This window comes from Flavobacterium sp. UM26 (assembly GCF_057922445.1).
This window is the reverse complement of record NZ_JBVHCY010000006.1, coordinates 202,316-224,571: the sequence shown is the minus strand read 5'-3', so window position 1 is coordinate 224,571 and position 22,256 is coordinate 202,316. Positions and strand designations below refer to the sequence as shown.

Genomic DNA, 22,256 nt, shown 5'->3' with positions numbered 1-22,256 from the left:
AGTTAAGCCCGCCAGCGCAGATGGTACTGCATTTTGTGGGAGAGTATGTCGCCGCCTTTCTTTAATCTGAAATATTTTCAGATTCTTTTAAAACCCCTTCATCATTCGATGAAGGGGTTTTTTTTTGCTCTTTTTTTAAGTAGTTGAAAGGGTATACTAAAATCTTCGTTTTTTCCTGTTTTATTGATTATATAATTTAAATTTGTGTAAAATATTTATTTATGAAAAAAGTTTTTTTGTTAGTATTCTACCTTGTTTCTTGTGTTTCTATTGCTCAGCAACGTCCTAAACTTGTTATTGGAATAGTTGTAGATCAAATGAAAGCTGAATATTTAGATAGATTTTATGATGATTATTCACAAAACGGATTTAAGCGTTTAATGAATAATGGTTATGCATTTTATAATATGAATTATAATTATGTTCCTACTTATACTGCTCCAGGCCATGCTTCAATTTATACTGGGACTACTCCAGCAACTCACGGAATAATTGGTAATGATTGGTATATTCGTGAAACGGGTAAAAACAGGTATTGTACAGATGATGACTCTGTATATTCATTAGTTGTGGGAACCGAAAAAGAAGGAATGATGTCTCCCAAAAATCTTTTTGCAACTACTGTTACCGATGAGTTGCGATTGGCAACTAATTTTAAAGGAAAAGTTATAGGTTTGAGCATTAAGGATAGGGGAGCTATTTTGCCTGCAGGGCATTTTGCAAATTGGGCATTTTGGTTTAGTAAATCTGGTGACTTTATATCAAGTTCTTTTTATGGTGATAAGATGCCTGATTGGGTTACCAAATTCAATAGTGAAAAACGTTATTTGAATTACATTCAGAAAGGTTGGAGCTTGTTAAAACCTGCTGTTGATTATAATGAGAGCCTTCCTGATGATAATCCATACGAAGGGAAAATAGATAAATCAAAGGCTCCTATTTTTCCTTATAACTTAAATAAATTATACAAAGAATCTGGTGCTGATATTCTTAGAACAACACCCTTTGGAAATGATTTGTTAGCAGATATCGCTTTGCAAGCTATTGAAAGTGAAAATTTAGGGAAAGATAATGATATTGACTTTTTAACAGTTAGTTTTTCTTCAACTGACTATGTAGGACATACTTTTGGACCAAGATCTATGGAAATTCAAGATACTTATTTGCGGTTGGATTTAACTTTAGCTAGAATGTTGGATTATCTTGATAAAAATGTTGGTAAGGACAATTATTTACTTTTTTTAACTGCTGATCATGCTGCTGCTGAGAACCCTATTTTTTTAAGAGATCGTAAATATGATGTTACGAATGTGCCATCAAAAGAAACTTTTAAATCTCTTGAAAAGTTTTCAATCGCAACTTATGGAGTTAACTTAGTATCGAATTATTCTAATTATAATATTTATTTGAATAGAGATTTAGTTAAAACCAAAGGAATAGAATTAAGCGCTGTAAAACAGGCTTTCAAAACTTTCATTTTGGAACTACCTCATATAAAAAGAGTATATACCGATGAAGAAATTTTGGCATCATCAGGAGGTGATTATTATTTAAATTTTATTTTTAAAGGATTTGACCCAAAACAGAATGGAGATTTAGTATTGGTTCAAAAAACTGGTTTTATGGAATATAATGAAACCGGGACTACTCATGGAACGCCTAATAGTTATGATACTAATGTACCCTTGTTGTTTTATGGTTGGCATGTTCCAAAAGGAGAATCTTATAAAAAAGTTTACATAACATCAATAGCACCAACTTTGTCTAAAATGCTAAAAATTGCATTTCCGAATGGAACTGAAGCTGAAGTTTTAGAAGAACTTTTAATTTCTAAATAAATTATTTCTCTAGAAAGTACAAAAAAGACTCCTGAATTTCAGGAGTCTTTTTGATTAAAATTTATTTTCTATTTCTGCAGCTTGAAGCATCAAATAATGTAGGTCCGTATTTTTTATAAATGGAGATAAAAGTTGACTTCCTGGTCCATACATCGCTAGTTCAGTATAATCAGCCGAATGGTCAGTACTGATCCAACCTACCGAGTTGCGCTTTTTTTGAATATCTCCTAATACTTTAAGAGGTAAATGTCTTGGATTGTAAAGTCCATCTTCAAGTTTTATATTAGTGTAGTAGCTTAAAATTTCCTTAGCTTCCTCTTCCTTTAAAATTATCTTATTGGCATATTCAATTCTTTCTATTACTTGCGCTACACTAGTTTCTTTTCCGATACCATTTAAAATCCAATCATTGGTTTGAGTATATTTTTGAATACTATCAAAGTTATCATTGGCATCTTTTCCATATACTATCCCAGGATTGGCATTCCCATGATCAGAAGTTATGATTACTAAAGTATTTTGGTCTTTTTCGGCAAAATCTATAGCCACTTTTATAGCTTCATCATGTGCGACTTGATCATAAATTAACCCAGCTACATCATTTCCATGTGCAGCCCAGTCTACCTTTCCAGCTTCTACTTGTAGAACGAACCCTTTTGGGTGATTTTTCATTTTGTCAATAGCTCTTTGTGTCATTTCAGCAAGAGTAGGGATGCTATTGGTTAGTTCTTTGCTGCTTTCTCTGTCTTTGGAGTAAGGAAGTCCTTCTTTGTCAAATACGCCTAAAATTGGCTTGCTGTTGTCGCTAGACCACATTTCAGTTTTGTTTTTGACTACAGTAAAACCTTTATCTTTAAATTCTTTGTAAAGATCTCTTTTGTCTTTTCTAATATCAGCAGAAAAGTAGTTGTCGCCACCACCCAACATGACATCAAATTTTAAGTCCAAATAAAGTTCTGCTATTCCCTCTTGACTATTTCTGCTTTTAGAAGAAATACAAAATCCTGCTGGTGTTGCATGTGTTATAGGTACAGTTGTTACACAACCCGCCATTTTTCCAGCTTTTTGAAACTTTTGCCAAATTGGTAAATATTCTTCACCATTTGTACCTATGTTTAAGGATCCATTTTTAACACGAAAACCACAACCCCAAGATGAACTTGCAGCTGCTGAGTCAGTAACAATTGAAGAAGCAGAGGCCATATCCATTAGTGCACGACTAACTTTTTTGTCTTTATACAATTGCATCCAATTACTCCCTTTACCAGTTTTTCGGGTTAAATAAAGATCAGCCATATTAAGAGTGCCAATGCTCATCCCATCACTTACAATGACTATAATGTTTTTTGCTTTTTTATTTTTGTGAAAATTGGATAAATCTAATTCGTTTGCAGGGCTTTCGAATGGATTTAGTAGAGTTGTTCCAAGAGCGAAAAGGGAACCGTTTTTGAAGAAATTCCGTCTGTTCATATATTGTTTTTATTATAAATCAAATTTAAGAAAGCTTACGTTTGATTGAGGTTAAGATTTTTTTAAATATATAAAACATAAATGAAAAAATCCCATTTTTTCAAATGGGATTTAAATATTATACTGTTGTTTCTATTTGTAGAGGAATCTGATTTTGAAGTAAATCTTCGAATTTTTCGTGAGCACGAATCAAATGCCCTTTGCCATTTAACCACAAAACTTCAGCTGGTTTGTATCTGGAGTTATAGTTTGAAGACATTGAGAAGCAATAAGCTCCAGCGTTGTGGAACGAAAGGATATCTCCCTCTTTTATTTCAGCGATTCTTCTATTGTTTGCAAAAGTATCGGTTTCACAGATGTAACCTACTACAGAATAGAAACGTTCTTTTCCTTTTGGATTAGAAATATTTTCGATATGATGTTGAGAACCATAAAGCATTGGTCTAATTAAATGGTTGAAACCGCTATCAATTCCAGCAAAAACAGTTGATGTAGTTTGTTTTACTACATTTACTTTGGTTAAAAAGTAGCCTGCTTCACTAACTAAGAATTTACCTGGTTCAAAAATTAGTGTTAAGTCTTTCCCATACTCATCACAGAAAGCATTAAAACGTTTTGATAATTTTTTACCTAATTCTTCGATATCTGTTTGTACATCGTCTTTTTTGTATGGTACTTTGAAACCACTACCAAAATCTAAAAATTCAAGATTTTTGAAGTTTTTAGCAGCGTCAAAAAGAATTTCTGCAGCATATAAAAACACTTCAATATCTAAAATGTCAGAACCAGTGTGCATATGGATTCCAACAATATTCATTTTTGTATTTTCTACTATACGAACTAGGTGAGGTAATTGATGAATAGAAATTCCAAATTTACTATCAATGTGTCCCACAGAAATGTTTGTGTTACCTCCAGCCATGACGTGTGGATTGATACGAATACAAACAGGAACATTAGGATGTTTGGTTCCAAACTGTTCTAAAATAGATAGATTGTCGATATTAATTTGAACACCCAAAGCATTTACTTCTTCTATTTCTTCTAAAGAAACGCCATTTGGAGTATAGAAAATCTTTTCTGGAGCATAACCTGCGTGCAATCCTAGTAGAACTTCTTGAATAGAAACAGTATCTAAACCAGAGCCCATTTCTTTTAAGAGTTGAAGAATAGAGATGTTCGACAATGCCTTCATCGCATAATTGATGCGAAGTTTTTCAACTTTAGAAAAAGCTTTGGTTAATCTGTTGAATTGAGATTGAATTTTTTCCGCATCATAAACATATAATGGCGTTCCAAATTGTTCGGCTAATTGAAGTAAGTCTTTTCCTTGCATTGTGATTTAATTTTTTACAAATTTATTACAGTTTCTACCGTCGACCAAATAAAAAACAAAATATAACAAAATATAACAAAATGTTTAATTTAAAACATTTTGTTCTTGAATTTTGTTTTTTGTAACAATAAAAAAATCCCTTGGCTCAAAATAGCAAAGCCAAGGGATTTAAAAAAAATGGTTCTTTTATAAACTTGGTAAATCTCCGTTACCTTTGGTTGGCAAATTGGTATATCCCATTAGATATAAATCAACTTCTCTCGCAGCTTCGCGACCTTCAGAAATTGCCCAAACAATTAATGATTGACCTCTTCTCATATCACCTGCAGTAAAAATATTTGGAATGTTCGTTTGATATTTGGTTGCTTTATAATTGCTTCTCATATCCACTTCTAATCCTAATTGCTCTGCCAATGTTTTTTCTGGACCAGTAAATCCTAATGCTAATAAAGCTAAATCACATGGCCAAATTTTTTCTGAACCTTCTTTTTCAATTAATTCAGGACGTTGGCCTGGAACAATTTTCCAAGCTACTTCAACAGTTTTTAATGCAGTAAGTTCTCCTTTTTCGTTAGCAATAAATTCTTTGGTATTGATTAACCAATTCCTATTACAACCTTCTTCGTGTGAAGAGGAAGTTTTTAGTTGTAAAGGCCAAAAGGGCCATGGTGTAGTTTCGCTACGTCCAACGGGGGGTTTTGGCATGATTTCAAAATTAGTAACTGATTTAGCACCTTGTCTATTTGAGGTACCAATACAATCTGAACCAGTATCTCCGCCTCCAATAACTATAACATCTTTTCCAGTAGCTTTAATTTGATTAGGAACTTCTTCGCCGTATAAAACTTTGGTTTGTTGCGTCAAGAAATCCATGGCTTGTACCACGCCTTTACTATCGGCTCCTTTTGTAGGTAAGCCTCTTCTTTCTGTTGCTCCTCCACAAAGAACTACAGCATCAAAACTTTTTAGCTCGTCTACTGAATAGTTGATTCCTACATTTACGTTGGTTTTAAATACGATACCTTCAGCTTCTAATATTGCTATACGTCTATCGATAATAGCTTTTTCTAGTTTGAAATTAGGTATTCCATAGCGTAATAAACCGCCTATGGCATTGTCTCTTTCGAATACCGTAACTGTATGACCAGCACGATTCAATTGCTGGGCAGCTGCTAAACCAGCAGGGCCAGATCCTACAACAGCAATAGTTTTTCCTGTTCTAACTGCGGGTGGTTGTGGTTTAATCCAGCCTTCTGCAAAACCTCTTTCGACGATGTTTTTTTCGATGTTTTCGATCGCAACAGGTTCTTTTATAATGCCCAGTACACATGATTTTTCGCAAGGAGCAGGACACAATCTTCCTGTAAACTCAGGGAAATTATTTGTTGATTGCAAAATTTCCAAGGCACTTTGCCATTCTTCTTGATGTACCATGTCGTTGAAGTCAGGGATTAAATTTCCTAACGGACAAGAGCTGTGACAAAAAGGGATGCCACAGTCCATACATCGTGAACCTTGTTCTTTTATTTTCTCTTTTGGTAATGCAATTGTAAATTCATTGTAATTGGTAACGCGTTCTGCAACAGCTACGTTACTTTCGTCGGCTCTACTATATTCTTTAAATCCTCCTATTTTTCCCATGACTATTGTGCAATTAATTCTTCAACTTCCTTTTCTTTAGCAATGCGTTGCAACGCTTTTTTGTAATCTGTTGGCATCACTTTTACAAAATGGTGCACTTGATTGTCCCAGTCTGCCAAGATTCTTTTTGCTAATGGACTGCTGGTATATAGGGAGTGATTTTTGATTAAACGTTTCATTTTTGCTATATCTTCTGCTTGTAAAGGATCAAATGCAACCATTTCCATATTGCATACCGTATGGTCGAATTTATTATTCGGATCATATACATAAGCAATGCCTCCACTCATACCAGCTGCAAAATTTCTTCCTGTTTTACCTAAAACTACTACGGTTCCACCAGTCATATATTCACAGCCATGATCTCCAATTCCTTCAACAACAGCTGTTGCACCAGAGTTTCTTACGCAGAAGCGTTCTCCTGCCATACCATTGATATATGCTTCACCGGTAATGGCTCCATAAAGTGCAACGTTACCAATGATAATGTTTTCTTCAGGTTTGAAAGTTGCTGTTGGCGGAACTTTGATGATCAATTTTCCTCCTGAAAGTCCTTTTCCTAGGTAATCATTGCAGTTTCCGTGGATTTTAAATGACAGTCCATTGGTAGCAAAAGCTCCAAAACTTTGTCCTGCAGATCCTGTAAAGTCAACTAGAATAGTATCTTCTGGTAGTCCTTGTGCACCGTATATTTTTGAAATTTCGTTACTCAAAATGGCTCCAACTGAACGATCCGTATTTTTGATATCAAAGGTTACTCTTGTTCTTTCTTTTCTATAAATTGAAGGAATTGCAGCTTTGATAATATCAAAATCTAAAACATGCTCTAATTCATGATCTTGAGGCATGGTATTGTGGTTAGGAACTGTTTTTGCTTTTTCGGGTTTGTATAAAATGGTAGATAAATCTAATCCCATTGCTTTATAATGCTGAATCGCTTTATTTACGTTTAATTTTTGAGATTGGCCCACCATTTCTTTTAAGGTTCTGAAGCCAAGTTGCGCCATAATTTGTCTTAATTCCTCAGCAATGAAGTACATGAAATTAATAACATGTTCTGGAGTACCTTTGAAGTTTTTACGCAACTCAGGATCTTGCGTTGCAATACCTACTGGGCACGTATTTAGGTGACAAGCACGCATCATAATACATCCTGAAGCTACCAGTGGAGCAGTAGCAAAACCAAATTCTTCAGCTCCTAATAAAGCGGCAATAGCAACATCACGGCCGGTTTTTAACTGTCCATCGCACTCTAAAACAACACGGCTTCTTAAATCATTTAATATTAAAGTTTGTTGTGCTTCGGCTAAACCAAGTTCCCAAGGAATACCAGTATGTGTTAATGATGTAAGTGGTGCCGCTCCTGTACCCCCATCATAACCTGAAATCAAAATCACATCGGCTTTGGCTTTAGCAACACCCGCAGCGATGGTTCCAACTCCAACTTCTGATACTAATTTTACATTTACTCTAGCTTCACGGTTGGCATTTTTTAAATCGAAAATTAATTGTGATAAATCTTCAATAGAATAAATATCGTGATGTGGAGGTGGAGAAATTAGTCCAACATAAGGTGTAGAATTTCTGGTTGCAGCAATCCAAGGCACTACTTTTTCACCGGGTAATTGTCCTCCTTCACCTGGTTTAGCTCCTTGAGCCATTTTTATTTGAATCTCTTTGGCATTGGTCAAATAATTAATAGACACTCCAAAACGACCTGAAGCCACTTGTTTGATAGCACTATTTCTTGAGTCGCCATTCAATTCTTTTTGGAAACGTCTTGAATCTTCACCACCTTCTCCAGAATTACTTTTACCACCAATTCTGTTCATAGCAATGGCTAAATTTTCATGTGCTTCCTGACTTATTGAGCCATAAGACATAGCTCCTGTTTTGAATTTTTTTACAATTTCAGTCCAAGGTTCTACTTCATCAATTGAAATTGGATCTAGATTGTTGAACTCAAATAATCCACGAATAGTCATTAAATTGGCACTTTGCTCGTTGACCATTTTAGAATATTCAGCATAGCTTTCAGGGCTATTTAAACGAACGGCTTGTTGTAATTTTGAAATGGTTGTAGGATTGAACATGTGTTTCTCTCCATTTCTTCTCCATCTGTAAATTCCACCAATTTCAAGAGGTAATAGATTGGCCACTTTTGAATTTGGGAATGCCTTTTGGAAACGTTTTTTTACTTCTTTTTCCACTTCCATTAATCCAATACCTTCTATGCGGGATGGTGTGTAAGGGAAATATTTAGTTGTAAATGATTTGTTTAAACCTAAAATCTCGAAAATTTGTGCAGCTCTATATGAATGTAGCGTTGAGATTCCGATTTTATTCATGATTTTCAAAATCCCTTTTCCGATTGCTTTGTTGTAGTTTTTAATTGCGTATTCGGCAGTAATTCCAGTGATATGTCCTTCTTTTACTTCATGGTGAATAATTTCATTAACCATGTAAGGATTTATGGCACTTGCTCCATAACCAAATAACAAGGCAAAATGATGCGGTTCCCTTGGCTCTGCAGATTCAATTACAATTCCAAACTTAGAGCGTACTTTAAGTTGGTTTAAAGTATGATGGATGTATGAACAAGCTAAAAGCATAGGAATTGGTGCCAAAGTTTCACTCACACCACGATCTGAAAGAATCACAATATTACTTCCTTCAGAAACAGCCTTAAAAGTAGCTTGAACACACTTTTCTAAAGCTCTTTCTAAACCATTTGCTCCTTTTTCTATTTTATACAAAGTAGAAATGGTTACTGATTTGAAATCTTCATGTTCAATGTTTCTAATTTTATCTAGATCCTCATTAGAAATGATTGGGTTTTGGATCTTTAATTTTTTGCATTGTTTGGCTTCAATATCAAAAATATTGTAGTCTCCACCAATAGCTAGGCTAATATCAGTAATGATTTCTTCACGAATTCCATCTAAAGGAGGATTCGTAACTTGAGCAAATAATTGTTTGAAATAGTTGTATAATAACTGAGGTTGATCTGATAAAACGGCCAATGGAGTGTCATTACCCATTGAACTAATGGCTTCGTTTCCAGAACCACCCATTGGATTGATGATCGTTTTTAAGTCTTCGATAGTGTAACCAAACATGCGTTGTCTGGTTTCGAAATCTAAGTTTTCAACTGGAATAGGATTGTTGGTGTATGGAATACTAGCCAATTGCAAAAGATTTTCGTCTAACCATTTTTGATAAGGGCGTTTCGTTACCACAGCGTGTTTAACTTCGTCATCTTCAATGATTCTTCCTTCATTCATGTCAACCAAGAACATTTTTCCGGGTTCTAAACGACCATGTTGTACCACGTCTTCTGGGTTAATATCAAGTACTCCAATTTCTGATGACATGATTACAAAACCACTTTTTGTCAAAGTATATCTCGAAGGGCGAAGACCATTTCTGTCCAATAAGGCTCCAATTACATTTCCGTCTGTAAAAGGAATAGATGCAGGACCGTCCCATGGTTCCATTATACAAGAGTTGTATTCGTAGAATGCTTTTTTCTCAGGGGTCATGGTATGGTGTTTTTCCCAAGCCTCAGGTACTACCATCATCATAACTTCGGGAAGAGAACGACCGGTCATTAAAAGAAGTTCTACTACCATGTCCATAGAGGCAGAATCTGATTTTCCTTCTAGGATGATAGGGAAAAGTTTTTTTAGATCTTCACCAAAAATATCACTTTTCATGAGTTCTTCACGGGCTCTCATACGGCTTACATTTCCTCTTAATGTATTGATTTCACCATTGTGGCACATATATCGGAAAGGTTGCGCTAAATCCCATGAAGGGAAGGTATTGGTTGAGAAACGTTGGTGTACTAAGGCTAAACGAGTTACTAAATCATTGTCTAACAAATCAGTATAATAACGACTAATGTCCTCAGGCATCAAAAGACCTTTATATATAATAGTAGTAGTTGAAAAACTTGAGAAGTAAAACATATGACTTTCTGAAGTTTTGGAGCCTCTAACCGCATGTTCGGCTATTTTTCTAGCAGCAAACATTTTGGCATTGAATTGTTGTTCTGTTAAGTCTAAACCATTTTTACCAACAAAGACTTGTTTTATTGTAGGCTCTTTCTCGGCAGCAATTTGTCCTAGATTATTAACATCAACAGGAACATCTCTCCATCCAAGAATTTCTAATTTTTGATCTGCTATTGCTTTTTCGAAAGTAGTTTTACAAAAATCAACTTGATTACTACTTTTAGGCATGAATACCATACCAACAGCATATTCTCTTGGTTCAGGAATGGAGAATTCACAAACTTTTTTGAAAAATGTGTGAGGAATATCAAAAAGAATTCCCGCTCCATCACCAGTTCTACCATCAGAGCTTACGGCACCACGATGCTCTAATTTAATTAAAATGTCTAATGCCTTGTGAATAATGTCATTAGATTTGATTCCGTTCAAATTACAAATGAATCCTGCGCCACAATTGTCGTGTTCAAATTCGGGCAAATAAAGGCCTTGTTCTTTAACTTTCATGCTTGCTATTTTTTTTACAAAATTATGTAATTCATGAGATAATCTGTCTAAATGCTAGGTTTGGCTATTATTTTTGTTATAAAATCAAATTTGGCTTGCAAAAATGACAATTGTAAAATTTTGCCCCGTCTCTGTTAACATTTTCATAATATTTGAAATTGAAAACGTCTTATTTCCCTGTAAAAACTAGCTTTTTTATTGATTTTGGTTCTTTAAAGAAAAAATATCACAAATTTTTAAATAACCTTTAATTTTTTTAATGAACCAGATTATTATGTAAGGTTATTTTTAAGTTAAACCCTTCTTTTTTTAGGAAAAAAAAATAATTCTATTTGAGTTTAATTTTCTATTTTTGTCGCACTTTATTCTGGAACGTTTTCAGAGTTCGGTCAAATTTTATATACATATGAACATACACGAATATCAAGGAAAAGAAATTTTAGCAAGCTACGGCGTTCGTATTCAACGCGGAATCGTTGCTAATAATGCAGTTGAAGCAGTTGCTGCTGCAAAACAATTAACTGCCGAAACAGGTACTGGATGGCATGTAATCAAAGCTCAAATTCACGCAGGTGGACGCGGAAAAGGTGGTGGAGTAAAATTGGCCAAAAACTTGCAACAAGTAGAAGAGTTAGCGGAACAAATCATCGGAATGCAGTTGATTACACCACAAACTTCTGCTGAGGGTAAAAAAGTGCATAAAGTTTTAGTAGCTGAAGATGTGTACTATCCAGGAGAGAGTGAAACTTCTGAATTTTATGTATCAGTTTTATTGAACCGTGCTACAGGTCGTAACATGATTATGTATTCTACTGAAGGTGGAATGGATATCGAAGAAGTGGCTGAGCATACTCCTCATTTAATTTTTACAGAAGAAGTAGATCCAGCTGTAGGTTTACAAGGTTTTCAAGCAAGAAGAATTGCTTTTAACTTAGGGCTTTCAGGAAACGCTTTCAAAGAAATGGTGAAATTCATCGATTCTCTATACAATGCTTACATTGGTTCAGATGCTTCGATGTTCGAAATTAACCCAGTGTTAAAAACATCTGATAATAAAATTATGGCTGTAGATGCTAAAGTGAATATCGATGATAATGCTTTGTATAGACAACCTAAATATGCCGATATGCGCGATATTCGTGAGGAAAATCCAATCGAAGTAGAAGCAAAAGAAGTAGGATTGAACTATGTAGATCTTGACGGAACTGTTGGTTGTATGGTAAACGGAGCTGGTTTGGCTATGGCAACTATGGATTTGATTAAGTATGCTGGTTTTGAGCCTGCTAACTTCTTAGACGTAGGAGGAACTGCTGATGCAAAACGTGTAGAAACTGCTTTCCGTATTATCTTAAAAGATCCAAACGTAAAAGCAATTTTAATCAATATTTTTGGTGGAATTGTTCGTTGTGACCGTGTAGCACAAGGTGTTGTAGATGCTTACAAAAATATGGGTGATGCTATAAAAGTGCCAATCATTGTGCGTTTACAAGGAACTAATGCTGCTATAGCAAAAGAATTAATTGATAATTCAGGAATGCCAATTCTTTCTGCAGTTGAGTTTCAAGAAGCTGCTGACCAAGTTAAAGCTGCATTGTCTTAATTTACAATCTAGTTATATATTGAAAAGCCTGTTCGTTATGAACAGGCTTTTTTATTTTCCGATGTTTTGAAGTTCATCCGATTCGTAAATGGTGTAGCCTTTTAGACTGGATTGTGCCAAAAGATATAATGCTCTTGCAACAGTGGAACTTTCTATAGCGCGGTATTTTTTTAAGCTTCCTAATAGTACAAATGAAAATCCTTTCATAAAAATAGCGCCTATTTTTTCTCCTAATCTGAATTCTGAGCGTTGTCCTAGTAATAATGAAGGTCTAACAATGACTGTGGTTTCAAAATTAGCTTTGGCTAGTTCTGTTTCCATTTCTCCTTTGGTTTTTAAATAGAAGTTGTTCGAGTCTTTGTTGGCGCCCAAGGAAGAAACAATTAGGAATTGCTTAATGTTGTTCGTCTTTGCAATTTTTGAAAATGCAATAGGATATTCGTAATCAACTTTTCGAAAGGCGGATTGACTTCCCGCTTTTTTGATGGTGGTACCAATGGTGCAAAATAAATCATCGCCTTTTACAAAATGCTGATAGGTTTCGGGAGCATCAAAGTTGATGATGTGTTGCTCTAGTTTGGGATGTGATTTTCCAGATTCTCGTTTTACAAAAATGATGACTTTTTGATAGTGTTCACTTTCTAAGAGTATATCTACTAGCTGTGAACCAATAAGTCCTGTACTGCCAATAACTAGAGCTGTTTTCATTATGATTTTTTATGCTTGCCGTTGTTGAATTTTACTTTTTCTACCACTTGAATTTTTGGAGCAGCTGCTTTATTACTTTTTTTGAAAGGTTTTTTGCTTGCTGGCTTTTTGTCTCCGCGGCTTTGTTCTGCATCTTTTGGTTTGGCTTTGAACTCTGGTCGTTTTACGGCTCCGTCTTTTGCTGGGATTTCAGCTCTGTGTTTGGCTAAAACTTCAGTAGGTACTTTTGGGTTTTCTTTGGTGCCTCGTAAGTGAATTACTAATCCGTTAAGGAAATTACGCAATACTTGGTCGCCACATTCCATATAGTTGGGATGTTTTTCGTCGCGGAAAAAGGCACCCAATTCTGATTTTGATATTCTGAAATCTACTAATTCTAGGATTTCAACGATTTGGTCGTCACGCAACATTAAGGCTACGCGTAATTTTTTGAAAATATCGTTGTTGGTCATATTCTTTTAATTTTTTACAAAGGTACAGTTTAAAAATAGAGCGACGGTATATTCGAGTCTGAATTTGATGTTTACAAAGAGGCTAGATGTTTCCCTTTAGCCCCGGTAGTAGCGGCATCCTTTGCTTTTTTCCTTTAAAAAAGGAAAGATATAGCGGATGACGGGTTCTATGATGGCATAAAAGCCTTTTTTTCCTGCTCCTAAAACCTATGAAAAGGAATTTAAAACCTTAACTAGTTGGTCAAGGTCTTCTTTTTGGTGATTGGCGGAAATGACGATTCGGTTCAAGGTTTTTTGGTCTGAGGGATAATCAAAATGGGTGATTACGATTTTGTTTTGCAACAATATATCGTAGCTCTTGTCCCAATTTAAGTAAATGGAAGGGTAGTTTGCGGTGAAATTGATTTTGGGGCTGGGTTGTAAATCTTGGGCGAGATAGTTTAAGTTGTCCTGTAATTTTTGAAGTTGCTGTTGTACTAAGTGCCCAGTTTCGGCAAGGGTTTGTACATAGGCAGGATTCATTCCAGCGGCCGCGACAAAGGTGTCATAATTTTTGATTTGCTGAATAAAATTGGAGTCACTAGCAATTACCCCGCCTGTTAATCCAAAAGCTTTGCCAAGTGAGGCGACCAAAATTTTGCGTTTGATGTTAGGATTGGTGATACTCGAATAAATTCCTGACCCGTTTTTGCCTAGGATTCCGATAGAATGTGATTCATCTACAACCAAAGTGATTTCTTTGTGGGAGGGAATGCTATCGAGAATTTTTAGGTCTATGGCTTGTGTTTGAAACGAAGGCACCGCATCTGTAACGATGGTGATTTTTTCTTTTTTATTGTCTAAAATCCTTGGATTCAACTCGTTTTCTGCCAACAAAGGGATGCTGTCTTTTCTTTGAATGGCGGGATGAGCATTTGGAAAATGGTAAAAAACATCTGTACTTGTGCTTAAAAAATCTATAGTTAGTTTGCCTGCTAGCATTCCTGATGAAACGGTAACTGCAGCATCGGCCTGAATGAATTGTGCAAGGTGAGTTTCGCCAGTGTCGTAGGCGCTCAATTGGACGTTTGCGTTTCTTGAACTTCCGTATGCGGTGCCCCAACGCTGGATATTTTTGAAAATGATTTCTTGAAATTCGGGTAAAGTTGGTAAACCAAGATAAGCCGTTCCTCCAAAATAAAGGAACGTTTCTTGGTTAATTTCGATTGTACGATTGGGGAATTGATGGACTTTCATACGAATTATAAAAGAGTCACTCCAGTTCCGTTTCCGTCTGGGTAATCAATTTTGCCGTAAGTAATGGTTACTCCTGTGGCAATATCTTTATCTAGTAGTAGCGCTCCGTCCATATCTACGTAATCCAGTAGTGGTAGTAGGTGGGCTATGGCTGAGATGCCTACTGTAGATTCTGTCATGCAGCCTACCATAGTTTTTAGTCCTAGTTTTTTGGCCTCTTCCAGCATACGTTTGCCAGGAGTAAGACCGCCACATTTTACTAATTTGACATTTACGCCGTGGAAATGGTTGTGGCATTTGGCTACATCGGATTCGATGATGCAACTCTCGTCGGCAATGATGGGCAAAGCGGAGTGTTTGTATACTTCTTTATGTGCTTCCCAATTATCGGCTTTCATAGGTTGTTCTAAGAATTCCACCCCGAGTTTTTTTAAAGCTATGGAATTAGAAATGGTTTCTTCAACGCTCCAACCGCAGTTTGCATCGATTCTGAAGATGGCGTCTGTATGTTTTCGTAATTCGGTTACGATTTCGATGTCTTCTTGGGTTCCTAATTTAATTTTATAGATAGGCCAAGGGAGTTCTTTCATTTTGGCAACCATTTTTTCAATAGAAGCGATGCCAATAGTATAATCTGTTAAAGGATTTTTATCGGTAGTAAAATTCCAAAGTTCGTATAATTTTTTGCCTTTTTTGCGGGCATATAAATCATTGTAAGCCAAGTCTAAAGCACAAAGCGCAAACATATCCTCTTTCAAAAAAGGATGTACTTTGTTCCAAAATTCTTCGGGAGTTTCGGTTGTTGTGTTTTCTATCAACGAACGAATGTTTTCCAAATCCGCACGCATCATTGGAACTGTGGTGTGATAATAAGGGTTGGAGGTTGCTTCGCCAAATCCTGAGTATCCTTCGCTTTGCAATTCTACAATAAGTGAAGGTTGAAAATCGATAGATTCTCTTGAAATGGTGAAGGTGTGTTTTAGTTTTAGGTTGTATTCGCGAAGGATTAGTTGCATAACATAAAATTTTACTGTTCTAAAAAAGGATTAGTAGCCCAACCAAAGTAGCGCTTTAACAAAACCATCTCGCCATAACTTTTCGTTATGTTTACCGCCTTTTATGATGGTTTTTTTGTTCAAATGTTTACAAGTACAACGTTTGGTATTGATGATGTTTTCCATTGTATTCAAGTCTTTGACCATACTGTTATCATCGCCTTCTTGATCTCCACAAAGGAAATAGTACTTTGTTTTTAGCTTTTGAGTTTGTTCTGTTAATGCGATAATGTCCTTTCTATTAATCCAAAAGGCAGGAGAAAAAACGCCTGCTTTGCCGAAAACTTCGGGATACTTTAGCGTAGCGTAAAAAGCGGTCAATCCACCCAAGGAGCTGCCAATTATAAGTGTGTGCGTTTTATCAGTTTTGGTGCGGTATTTTTTGTCGATGCTAGGTTTTAAAGTGTTGACAATAAAATCTAAATATTGATTCGCCTTGCCACCACCGTATTTTTCGTGAGGATAAGGAGTAAGCTCCTCGAGTCGTTTTTCGTTTCCGTGTTCAATTCCCACTACGATTACTTGTGCGCTTAAGCTGTCTAGTTTTTCATCAATATTCCATTCGCCACTATAGGAAGTTTTAGCATCGAATAAATTTTGGGCATCGGGCATATAAATCACGGAATATTTCTTCTTGGTAGCGCTATAATTTTTGGGTAAATACAGCCAGATTTTTTTTGTCGTTTGTAATTCGGGAGATACTATATTAAAAGTACTGACTTGAGAAGTAGCTGTGGTTTCTTGTGCCCATCCTTTCATCACCAGAAAAAAGAAGCAAAAAAAGAGGATTGTTTTTTTAGACATAATTGAATTTTGTGGATACATTTAAAAATAATAATTTAGCTAAAAATAAGGAATTGATGAATAGTTTTGAAGAAAAAAGAAGTTTACTTTTAGAAATGATAAGTTTTTCTATTGTAGACGGTGTATTGCATCAACGCGAGTTGGATTTTATTTGGATTGTAGCCAAAGAATTGGGTTTTACCAGAGCAGAATATTCTGATTTGTTTCATCAAGAGTTACCTCATTTGCCTATTAAATCAGAATTTAAGCGTATTCAGCAGTTCTATCGTTTGGCACTGATTATGCATTGTGATGGTGTTTTGCACGAAAAAGAGTCCGTTGCGATTCGTCAAATAGCCATTGATATGGGATTAAATCCTGGAGCTACCAAACGAGTTTTGCAAATGATGCAGGAATCTCCAAACGCTATGATTGATGCTAAAGCATTGTTAGGAATGTTTCAAGAACAACACAATTAAGAGAGTTTTTCTTGTAATGCTTTAATTTCATCTCGGAACTTGGCAGCTTGCATAAAATCCAAATCTTTTGCGGCTTTTTCCATAGCTTTTCGTTTTTCACGAATTAATTTTTCCAATTCTGGTTTCGAAAGGTAAGTGGTGTCTGGTTCTGCTGCTTTTGCAATAGTATGTCCTAATTCGTATTCCACCAGTGGATTTTTGGTAAATGCACTGTCTATTTTTTTATCTAAAGCTTGTGGTACTTTATTGTGTTGGGTGTTGTAATTGATTTGTTTGGTACGGCGATAATTGGTTTCATCAATCGTTTTTTGCATACTCGCTGTAATTTTATCGGCATACATAATCGCTTTTCCGTTTAAGTTTCGAGCCGCACGACCAATGGTTTGAGTAAGTGAACGATGACTTCTAAGGAAACCTTCTTTGTCGGCATCCAAAATGGCAACCAAAGACACTTCAGGTAAATCCAATCCTTCTCTCAATAAATTAACGCCAATCAGAACGTCAAATAAGCCTTTTCTTAAATCTTGCATGATTTCGATACGTTCTAAGGTGTCAACATCAGAATGAATATAGCGACAACGAATGGAAACTTTTGCCAAATACTTAGCTAATTCTTCTGCCATTCTTTTGGTTAGAGTCGTGACCAAAACACGCTCGTCTAACTCACAACGTACTTGTATTTCTTCGATTAAATCATCAATTTGATTCAAACTTGGACGAATTTCGATAATCGGGTCTAACAAGCCAGTTGGACGAATGATTTGCTCTACATAAACGCCATCACATTTTTGTAATTCATAATCCGCAGGTGTTGCCGACACATAAATAACTTGATTTTGAAGGGCTTCAAACTCTTCGAATTTCAGAGGTCTGTTGTCCATAGCTGCTGGAAGTCGGAAGCCATATTCTACCAAGTTTTCTTTTCTAGAACGGTCGCCACCATACATAGCTTGCACCTGTGATAAAGTCACGTGACTTTCATCGACTACTAACAAATAATCATTAGGAAAATAATCCAATAGACAGAAAGGCCTTGAGCCCGCTTCTCTTCCGTCAAGGTATCGTGAATAATTTTCAATTCCTGAACAATAACCCAATTCGCGAATCATTTCTAGATCGAAGTTGGTGCGTTCTTCGAGGCGCTTGGCTTCTAAATGTTTGCCTATTTCTTTGAAGTAATCTACTTGTTTTACTAAATCTTGCTGGATTTCCCAAATGGCATTTTGTAACACATCTGGCGAAGTCACGAACATATTGGCGGGATAAATCGTCAATTTTTCAAAACGTTCAATGACTTGGGAGGTTTTGGTATCAAAGCTTTCAATTTCTTCAATTTCATCACCAAAAAAATGAATTCGAAACGCATCATCCGCATAACTTGGATAGACTTCTACCGTATCACCTTTAATTCTGAAATTTCCTGGGGTAAATTCAGCTTCGGTTCTAGAATATAAACTTTGAACTAAACTGTGTAGCAATTTAGTCCTTGAAATCATTTGGTTGACTTCTATGGCAATTACGTTTTTTTGAAATTCCACGGGATTTCCAATACCATAAATGCAAGAAACCGAGGCGACTACTATAATATCTCTTCGTCCAGACAATAAAGAAGAAGTCGTGCTCAAACGCATTTTTTCTAACTCTTCATTGATTGACAAATCTTTCTCTATAAAAACTCCCGTAACGGGCATAAACGCCTCGGGTTGGTAATAATCGTAATACGAAACAAAATACTCCACCGCATTATTAGGGAAAAACTGTTTGAATTCTGAGTACAACTGCGCTGCCAATGTTTTGTTGTGAGCAAGAATTAGGGTAGGTCTTTGTACTTCTTGAATGACGTTTGCAACCGTAAATGTTTTTCCAGACCCAGTAACTCCAAGCAGCGTTTGAAATGGTTCACCAGCAAGGATGCCTTGTGCTAATTTTTCTATCGCTTGAGGTTGGTCACCCGTAGGTTGGTAATCTGATACAATTTGTAGTTTCATTAGTTGAAGATGCTAAAGTGCTGTACGATTGAATTCAAAGATACTATCTTTTTTAACGAAATGAGACTGCTACTTTTGGATTCGTCTGATTTTGTTAAGTATTTATTCGTTGAGAAAAGCTAAATTGTACGTATATAGTCTATTCAAACTTCCATTCCTTTTGTTGCTTTTCGGTCAAAAAAGTCCACGCCAAGATGCGGCTCGTTTTTTGGCCTTGTGCCATATCAATGGTGCTGATGTTGGCAGCATTTACTTTATTTAGGGTCTTGTACAAACTATTCAAATGTGCTTGTTTGGAGACCAAAGTAGTATACCAAAGACAGTGCATAGGATATTTGGCACTTTCGTAAATCATTTGAGTGATAAAACCCAATTCACCTCCAGGACACCATAACTCAGCGTTTTGTCCACCAAAATTTAAAGTAGGTGTAGTGGTTTTGTTGGTACTTAAATTATTGACTTTTCGTAAAGCTACCTTTGTGGCTTCTTCTTTTGAATTATGAAAGGGAGGATTGCAAATGGTAAAAGCGAATTTATCTTCAGATTCTATTATGTTTTTGAAAATAAAGCGAGGTTCTGTCTGTAACTGTAAGCTAATAGCATCGATTAGTTTTGGATTTTTCTCGATAATCTTTTTGCAATTTTGAATCGCTTTTTCATCGATATCTGTGCCTACAAAACTCCAGCCATAAACCGCATTTCCTAGAATAGGATAAATACAATTCGCACCTACGCCAGTGTCTAAGCCCTGAACAGTTTCTCCTTTTGGGATAATACCATTATTACTTTGGGCCAACAAATCGGCTAAGTAATGAATGTAATCTACTCTACCTGGAATGGGAGGGCAAAGAAAAGTAGAAGGAATCTCCCAATATTGAATGTCGTAATGCGCCAGTAATAATGCTTTGTTCAATGCTTTTACGGCATCAGGATTACTAAAATCTAGCGTTTGAATTTGATGTTCATTAATACCTACAAAATTTTTGAGTTCAGGCAAGATCTTTATTAAGGAATCAAAGTCGTATCCTAAACGGTGCTGATTTCTTGGATGTAGGTTTTTTTTCTCGGGCTGCTTGGTACGTTTCATTTTCTAAATTTCGGTGCAAAGATAGGCATTCCTTTTTTGTAATTTAATCCATGCACTCCATCAGTAATAAATCGCCTTCAGAATGTTCAATTGTGACCAATCCATCGGACGCGACAGCATTGCTACTGCCAGTTCTGTACCCAATCGTCAAGGTGTCATTTGCTAAAGGATACACTAAGTTTTTAGAATGAATACCTTTTACCACGCCAATTGGGATTAGCGAAATAGGTGTGCCTGCCGTGTACCATTTTTCGAATTTGTTGGGTAGAAGAAATATTTTGGAATGATCATCTAAAATCACAATTTTGATTAAATCGCGGTAGCGTACGATATTTGTGAGATTGGTTATGGTGTGGTCGGCTCTTTTTCCTGTAGCCCAAACAATATTGACTGAAGGAATTTTTCGCTCGATTAAATAGTCTAATGCTTTTTCTAAATCGGTTTTGTTTTGATCCGGAGTGTGCACAATTTCCAACGGATATTGTTTGGTTTTATAAACCTCTGGATCAAAATCACGATCAAAGTCCCCCAAGAGCACATCGATTTTAATGTCAAGATGCATCACGCGTTCTATGGCTGAGTCAAGCACAACAACCAAAGGTGACCATTCTAATAATTGACCCAATAATTCGGGCTGACAAGAAGCTCCATTGGCGATAATTAACGCCGGTTCTTGGTCGTCGCGAACGATGTGATGTGAGGACATTTTTTGGATTTAGATTTAAGATTATTCGAAACAAATGTACAAAAGTTATTGAGCTAGTTCATTTCTTATGCATCAAGTAGTCTGCGGTGGTAGGTAATTTGTCCCAAATGATAGGCTAGATGCGAAGCAAGATGCACTAAGAAAAAACCATAAGAGGTCTTTTTGTCTAAAACTAACAATGGATATTCTGTTTCTAAATCTTCTTTTGATAGTTGATTAAGTGCTTGATGAACAACAGTTATGGTTTCATCAATTTTTTGAATCAATTCTGATTTGGAGCTATTTTTTGCAGAAAATTCTAAGGTTCTATTTCTAATATAATTTGTTTTACCAATTTCAGCTCCAATATAAGTATTGAGATTGCCAATAAGATGCAAGCATAAATTGCCTGCCGAATTGTTGATTTGTTGGTCAGTAGCCCAGATTGCAGCCTCGTTTTGATAGGCATTTATTTCTCTTTTTAAGGAAGTCAAATCCCTTTTGAAAAGTGTTTGTAAGGTCTGAATTAGCATAAAAAGATACTTGAAAAGAGTATTATTGAATCGTATAACTTCTAAAGTCAATTTCACTTAAGGAAAAATAGCCCAAAGGATAATTCGCTTTGTCTGTAGTATTGATTATGTTTCCTCGAACCGTAGCTGGGGGTGTTTGAAAAGGACCTCCGCCATTATTACCCGCAATGCTTACCAAAATACTCATATAGTTATAGTAGGCTTTTGAGATACCATAGTGGGTAATTTGGATTTGGTCTCCTTTTTTAAGTTCGTCATTTTGCGAAATACTAAAAAACTCATTCCCATCAAAAAATTCGTCTCTGTCTACATAGAGATTTGATTTTACCTGATTGGAGTATACATATTTGTACAAATAATAATTGGGAATACCAGAAGGATCATTATAAAATGTTTTCACTTCAACTTTATCACCTGTAATACCACCGTCATTTTTTTGTTCTAGTTTGGTAATTGGAGCCACAGGTTGTAAAGTTTCTGTTGCGGTATAGGTTTGTCCTTTACTAACCACAGTCAAAGTATAAGTTTCATTGATTACAGGGACAAAATTCGAGCAGAAATATTCGCCTGTATTTGGTACTTCTACAAAATTAAAAACTGTATTAGTGCTATTGGTAATGGTCACAATTGCTCCTGAAACTTTAGGGATTGTACTACTGAAATAATCCGTTGTTGTAGTTAATTTGATGCGTTGCTGATTCCCAGAAGTCCCTTTTTGCCAATTGATGGAAGCTTCAATAACTAATTTTGGTGGAGCAGTGTTTAGGTCTACATCAACTACATCTTCACATCCTACGAATAAGGTGGCTAGTATAAAAACGAAAAAGAAAGTGATCTTTTGCATA

The 22,256-nt window shown here is 35.8% G+C and carries 17 protein-coding genes; 3 read left to right on the top strand and 14 right to left on the bottom strand.

Translation table 11 applies throughout. The features are described from left to right. The first annotated feature begins 221 nt into the window (after nt 1-221). A complete protein-coding gene (gene pafA / locus ACZ1AQ_RS09320) occupies nt 222-1,838 on the top strand; it encodes an alkaline phosphatase PafA (protein WP_489632642.1) in 1,617 nt (538 codons plus the stop codon). 54 nt (nt 1,839-1,892) lie between these two features. Here the strand turns inward: pafA and ACZ1AQ_RS09315 are convergent, their stop codons facing one another. The 4 genes from ACZ1AQ_RS09315 to gltB form a co-directional block, all read right to left on the bottom strand. Then, nucleotides 1,893-3,308 carry an alkaline phosphatase gene (locus tag ACZ1AQ_RS09315; protein ID WP_489632641.1) on the bottom strand — a complete coding sequence of 472 codons (1,416 nt, stop codon included), beginning with the start codon at nt 3,306-3,308 and terminating at the stop codon, nt 1,893-1,895. 118 nt (nt 3,309-3,426) lie between these two features. Further along, a complete protein-coding gene (lysA, locus tag ACZ1AQ_RS09310; protein ID WP_489632640.1) occupies nt 3,427-4,644 on the bottom strand; it encodes a diaminopimelate decarboxylase in 1,218 nt (405 codons plus the stop codon). 186 nt (nt 4,645-4,830) lie between these two features. Beyond that, complete coding sequence (locus ACZ1AQ_RS09305) at nt 4,831-6,285, bottom strand: glutamate synthase subunit beta (protein WP_489632639.1); 1,455 nt, start codon at nt 6,283-6,285, stop codon at nt 4,831-4,833. A 2-nt stretch (nt 6,286-6,287) separates the two neighbouring features. Next, nucleotides 6,288-10,805, bottom strand: coding sequence for a glutamate synthase large subunit (gene gltB, locus ACZ1AQ_RS09300; protein WP_489632638.1), 4,518 nt, complete (start codon nt 10,803-10,805; stop codon nt 6,288-6,290). Between the two features lie 406 nt (nt 10,806-11,211). Here gltB and sucC point away from each other — a divergent pair, with 406 nt between their 5' ends. After that, on the top strand, nt 11,212-12,405 hold the full coding sequence (gene sucC / locus ACZ1AQ_RS09295) for an ADP-forming succinate--CoA ligase subunit beta (protein WP_489632637.1): 1,194 nt from the start codon (nt 11,212-11,214) through the stop codon (nt 12,403-12,405). Between the two features lie 51 nt (nt 12,406-12,456). Here the strand turns inward: sucC and ACZ1AQ_RS09290 are convergent, their stop codons facing one another. The 5 genes from ACZ1AQ_RS09290 to ACZ1AQ_RS09270 form a co-directional block, all read right to left on the bottom strand. Then, entirely contained in the window at nt 12,457-13,113 is a 657-nt protein-coding gene (locus ACZ1AQ_RS09290) for an oxidoreductase (RefSeq protein WP_489632636.1), read from the bottom strand. After that, entirely contained in the window at nt 13,113-13,565 is a 453-nt protein-coding gene (locus tag ACZ1AQ_RS09285) for a DUF1456 family protein (RefSeq protein WP_489632635.1), read from the bottom strand. The genes ACZ1AQ_RS09290 and ACZ1AQ_RS09285 overlap by 1 nt, the downstream gene beginning before the upstream one ends. 207 nt (nt 13,566-13,772) lie before the next feature. Then, nucleotides 13,773-14,801, bottom strand: a complete 1,029-nt coding sequence (locus ACZ1AQ_RS09280; protein ID WP_489632634.1) for an aminotransferase class I/II-fold pyridoxal phosphate-dependent enzyme — start codon at nt 14,799-14,801, stop codon at nt 13,773-13,775. Nucleotides 14,802-14,806: 5 nt separating this feature from the next. Beyond that, on the bottom strand, nt 14,807-15,817 hold the full coding sequence (locus ACZ1AQ_RS09275; RefSeq protein ID WP_489632633.1) for a dipeptide epimerase: 1,011 nt from the start codon (nt 15,815-15,817) through the stop codon (nt 14,807-14,809). 30 nt (nt 15,818-15,847) lie between these two features. Then, nucleotides 15,848-16,660 carry an alpha/beta hydrolase gene (locus tag ACZ1AQ_RS09270; protein ID WP_489632632.1) on the bottom strand — a complete coding sequence of 271 codons (813 nt, stop codon included), beginning with the start codon at nt 16,658-16,660 and terminating at the stop codon, nt 15,848-15,850. Between the two features lie 11 nt (nt 16,661-16,671). On the opposite strand from ACZ1AQ_RS09270, the gene ACZ1AQ_RS09265 reads away from it, so the two are divergent. Beyond that, on the top strand, nt 16,672-17,118 hold the full coding sequence (locus ACZ1AQ_RS09265; RefSeq protein WP_489632631.1) for a tellurite resistance TerB family protein: 447 nt from the start codon (nt 16,672-16,674) through the stop codon (nt 17,116-17,118). Here the strand turns inward: ACZ1AQ_RS09265 and uvrB are convergent. From uvrB to ACZ1AQ_RS09240, 5 genes are all read right to left on the bottom strand, one after another. Then, on the bottom strand, nt 17,115-19,106 hold the full coding sequence (uvrB, locus tag ACZ1AQ_RS09260; RefSeq protein WP_489632630.1) for an excinuclease ABC subunit UvrB: 1,992 nt from the start codon (nt 19,104-19,106) through the stop codon (nt 17,115-17,117). The two genes, ACZ1AQ_RS09265 and uvrB, sit on opposite strands and share 4 nt — an antisense overlap. Before the next feature lie 139 nt (nt 19,107-19,245). Further along, on the bottom strand, nt 19,246-20,193 hold the full coding sequence (gene rlmF, locus ACZ1AQ_RS09255; RefSeq protein WP_489632629.1) for a 23S rRNA (adenine(1618)-N(6))-methyltransferase RlmF: 948 nt from the start codon (nt 20,191-20,193) through the stop codon (nt 19,246-19,248). A 43-nt stretch (nt 20,194-20,236) separates the two neighbouring features. Further along, entirely contained in the window at nt 20,237-20,899 is a 663-nt protein-coding gene (locus tag ACZ1AQ_RS09250; RefSeq protein ID WP_489632628.1) for a thiamine diphosphokinase, read from the bottom strand. A gap of 65 nt (nt 20,900-20,964) precedes the next feature. Further along, on the bottom strand, nt 20,965-21,411 hold the full coding sequence (locus ACZ1AQ_RS09245) for a DinB family protein (RefSeq protein ID WP_489632627.1): 447 nt from the start codon (nt 21,409-21,411) through the stop codon (nt 20,965-20,967). A 22-nt stretch (nt 21,412-21,433) separates the two neighbouring features. Beyond that, the gene (locus tag ACZ1AQ_RS09240) at nt 21,434-22,255 is read right to left on the bottom strand and encodes a DUF4249 domain-containing protein (RefSeq protein WP_489632626.1); all 822 of its coding nucleotides are present in this window, start codon (nt 22,253-22,255) and stop codon (nt 21,434-21,436) included. Nucleotide 22,256: the final 1 nt, after the last annotated feature.

What these genes read in the sequence shown, in the direction of transcription:
- ACZ1AQ_RS09305 (WP_489632639.1), bottom strand. Translation starts at nt 6,285, where the DNA reads ATGGGAAAAATAGGAGGATTTAAAGAATATAGTAGAGCCGACGAAAGT.
- ACZ1AQ_RS09245 (WP_489632627.1), bottom strand. Translation starts at nt 21,411, where the DNA reads ATGCTAATTCAGACCTTACAAACACTTTTCAAAAGGGATTTGACTTCC.
- ACZ1AQ_RS09315 (WP_489632641.1), bottom strand. Translation starts at nt 3,308, where the DNA reads ATGAACAGACGGAATTTCTTCAAAAACGGTTCCCTTTTCGCTCTTGGA.
- ACZ1AQ_RS09270 (WP_489632632.1), bottom strand. Translation starts at nt 16,660, where the DNA reads ATGTCTAAAAAAACAATCCTCTTTTTTTGCTTCTTTTTTCTGGTGATG.
- ACZ1AQ_RS09240 (WP_489632626.1), bottom strand. Translation starts at nt 22,255, where the DNA reads ATGCAAAAGATCACTTTCTTTTTCGTTTTTATACTAGCCACCTTATTC.
- pafA (WP_489632642.1), top strand. Translation starts at nt 222, where the DNA reads ATGAAAAAAGTTTTTTTGTTAGTATTCTACCTTGTTTCTTGTGTTTCT.
- gltB (WP_489632638.1), bottom strand. Translation starts at nt 10,805, where the DNA reads ATGAAAGTTAAAGAACAAGGCCTTTATTTGCCCGAATTTGAACACGAC.
- ACZ1AQ_RS09285 (WP_489632635.1), bottom strand. Translation starts at nt 13,565, where the DNA reads ATGACCAACAACGATATTTTCAAAAAATTACGCGTAGCCTTAATGTTG.
- ACZ1AQ_RS09280 (WP_489632634.1), bottom strand. Translation starts at nt 14,801, where the DNA reads ATGAAAGTCCATCAATTCCCCAATCGTACAATCGAAATTAACCAAGAA.
- sucC (WP_489632637.1), top strand. Translation starts at nt 11,212, where the DNA reads ATGAACATACACGAATATCAAGGAAAAGAAATTTTAGCAAGCTACGGC.
- ACZ1AQ_RS09275 (WP_489632633.1), bottom strand. Translation starts at nt 15,817, where the DNA reads ATGCAACTAATCCTTCGCGAATACAACCTAAAACTAAAACACACCTTC.
- lysA (WP_489632640.1), bottom strand. Translation starts at nt 4,644, where the DNA reads ATGCAAGGAAAAGACTTACTTCAATTAGCCGAACAATTTGGAACGCCA.
- rlmF (WP_489632629.1), bottom strand. Translation starts at nt 20,193, where the DNA reads ATGAAACGTACCAAGCAGCCCGAGAAAAAAAACCTACATCCAAGAAAT.
- ACZ1AQ_RS09290 (WP_489632636.1), bottom strand. Translation starts at nt 13,113, where the DNA reads ATGAAAACAGCTCTAGTTATTGGCAGTACAGGACTTATTGGTTCACAG.
- ACZ1AQ_RS09250 (WP_489632628.1), bottom strand. Translation starts at nt 20,899, where the DNA reads ATGTCCTCACATCACATCGTTCGCGACGACCAAGAACCGGCGTTAATT.
- uvrB (WP_489632630.1), bottom strand. Translation starts at nt 19,106, where the DNA reads ATGAAACTACAAATTGTATCAGATTACCAACCTACGGGTGACCAACCT.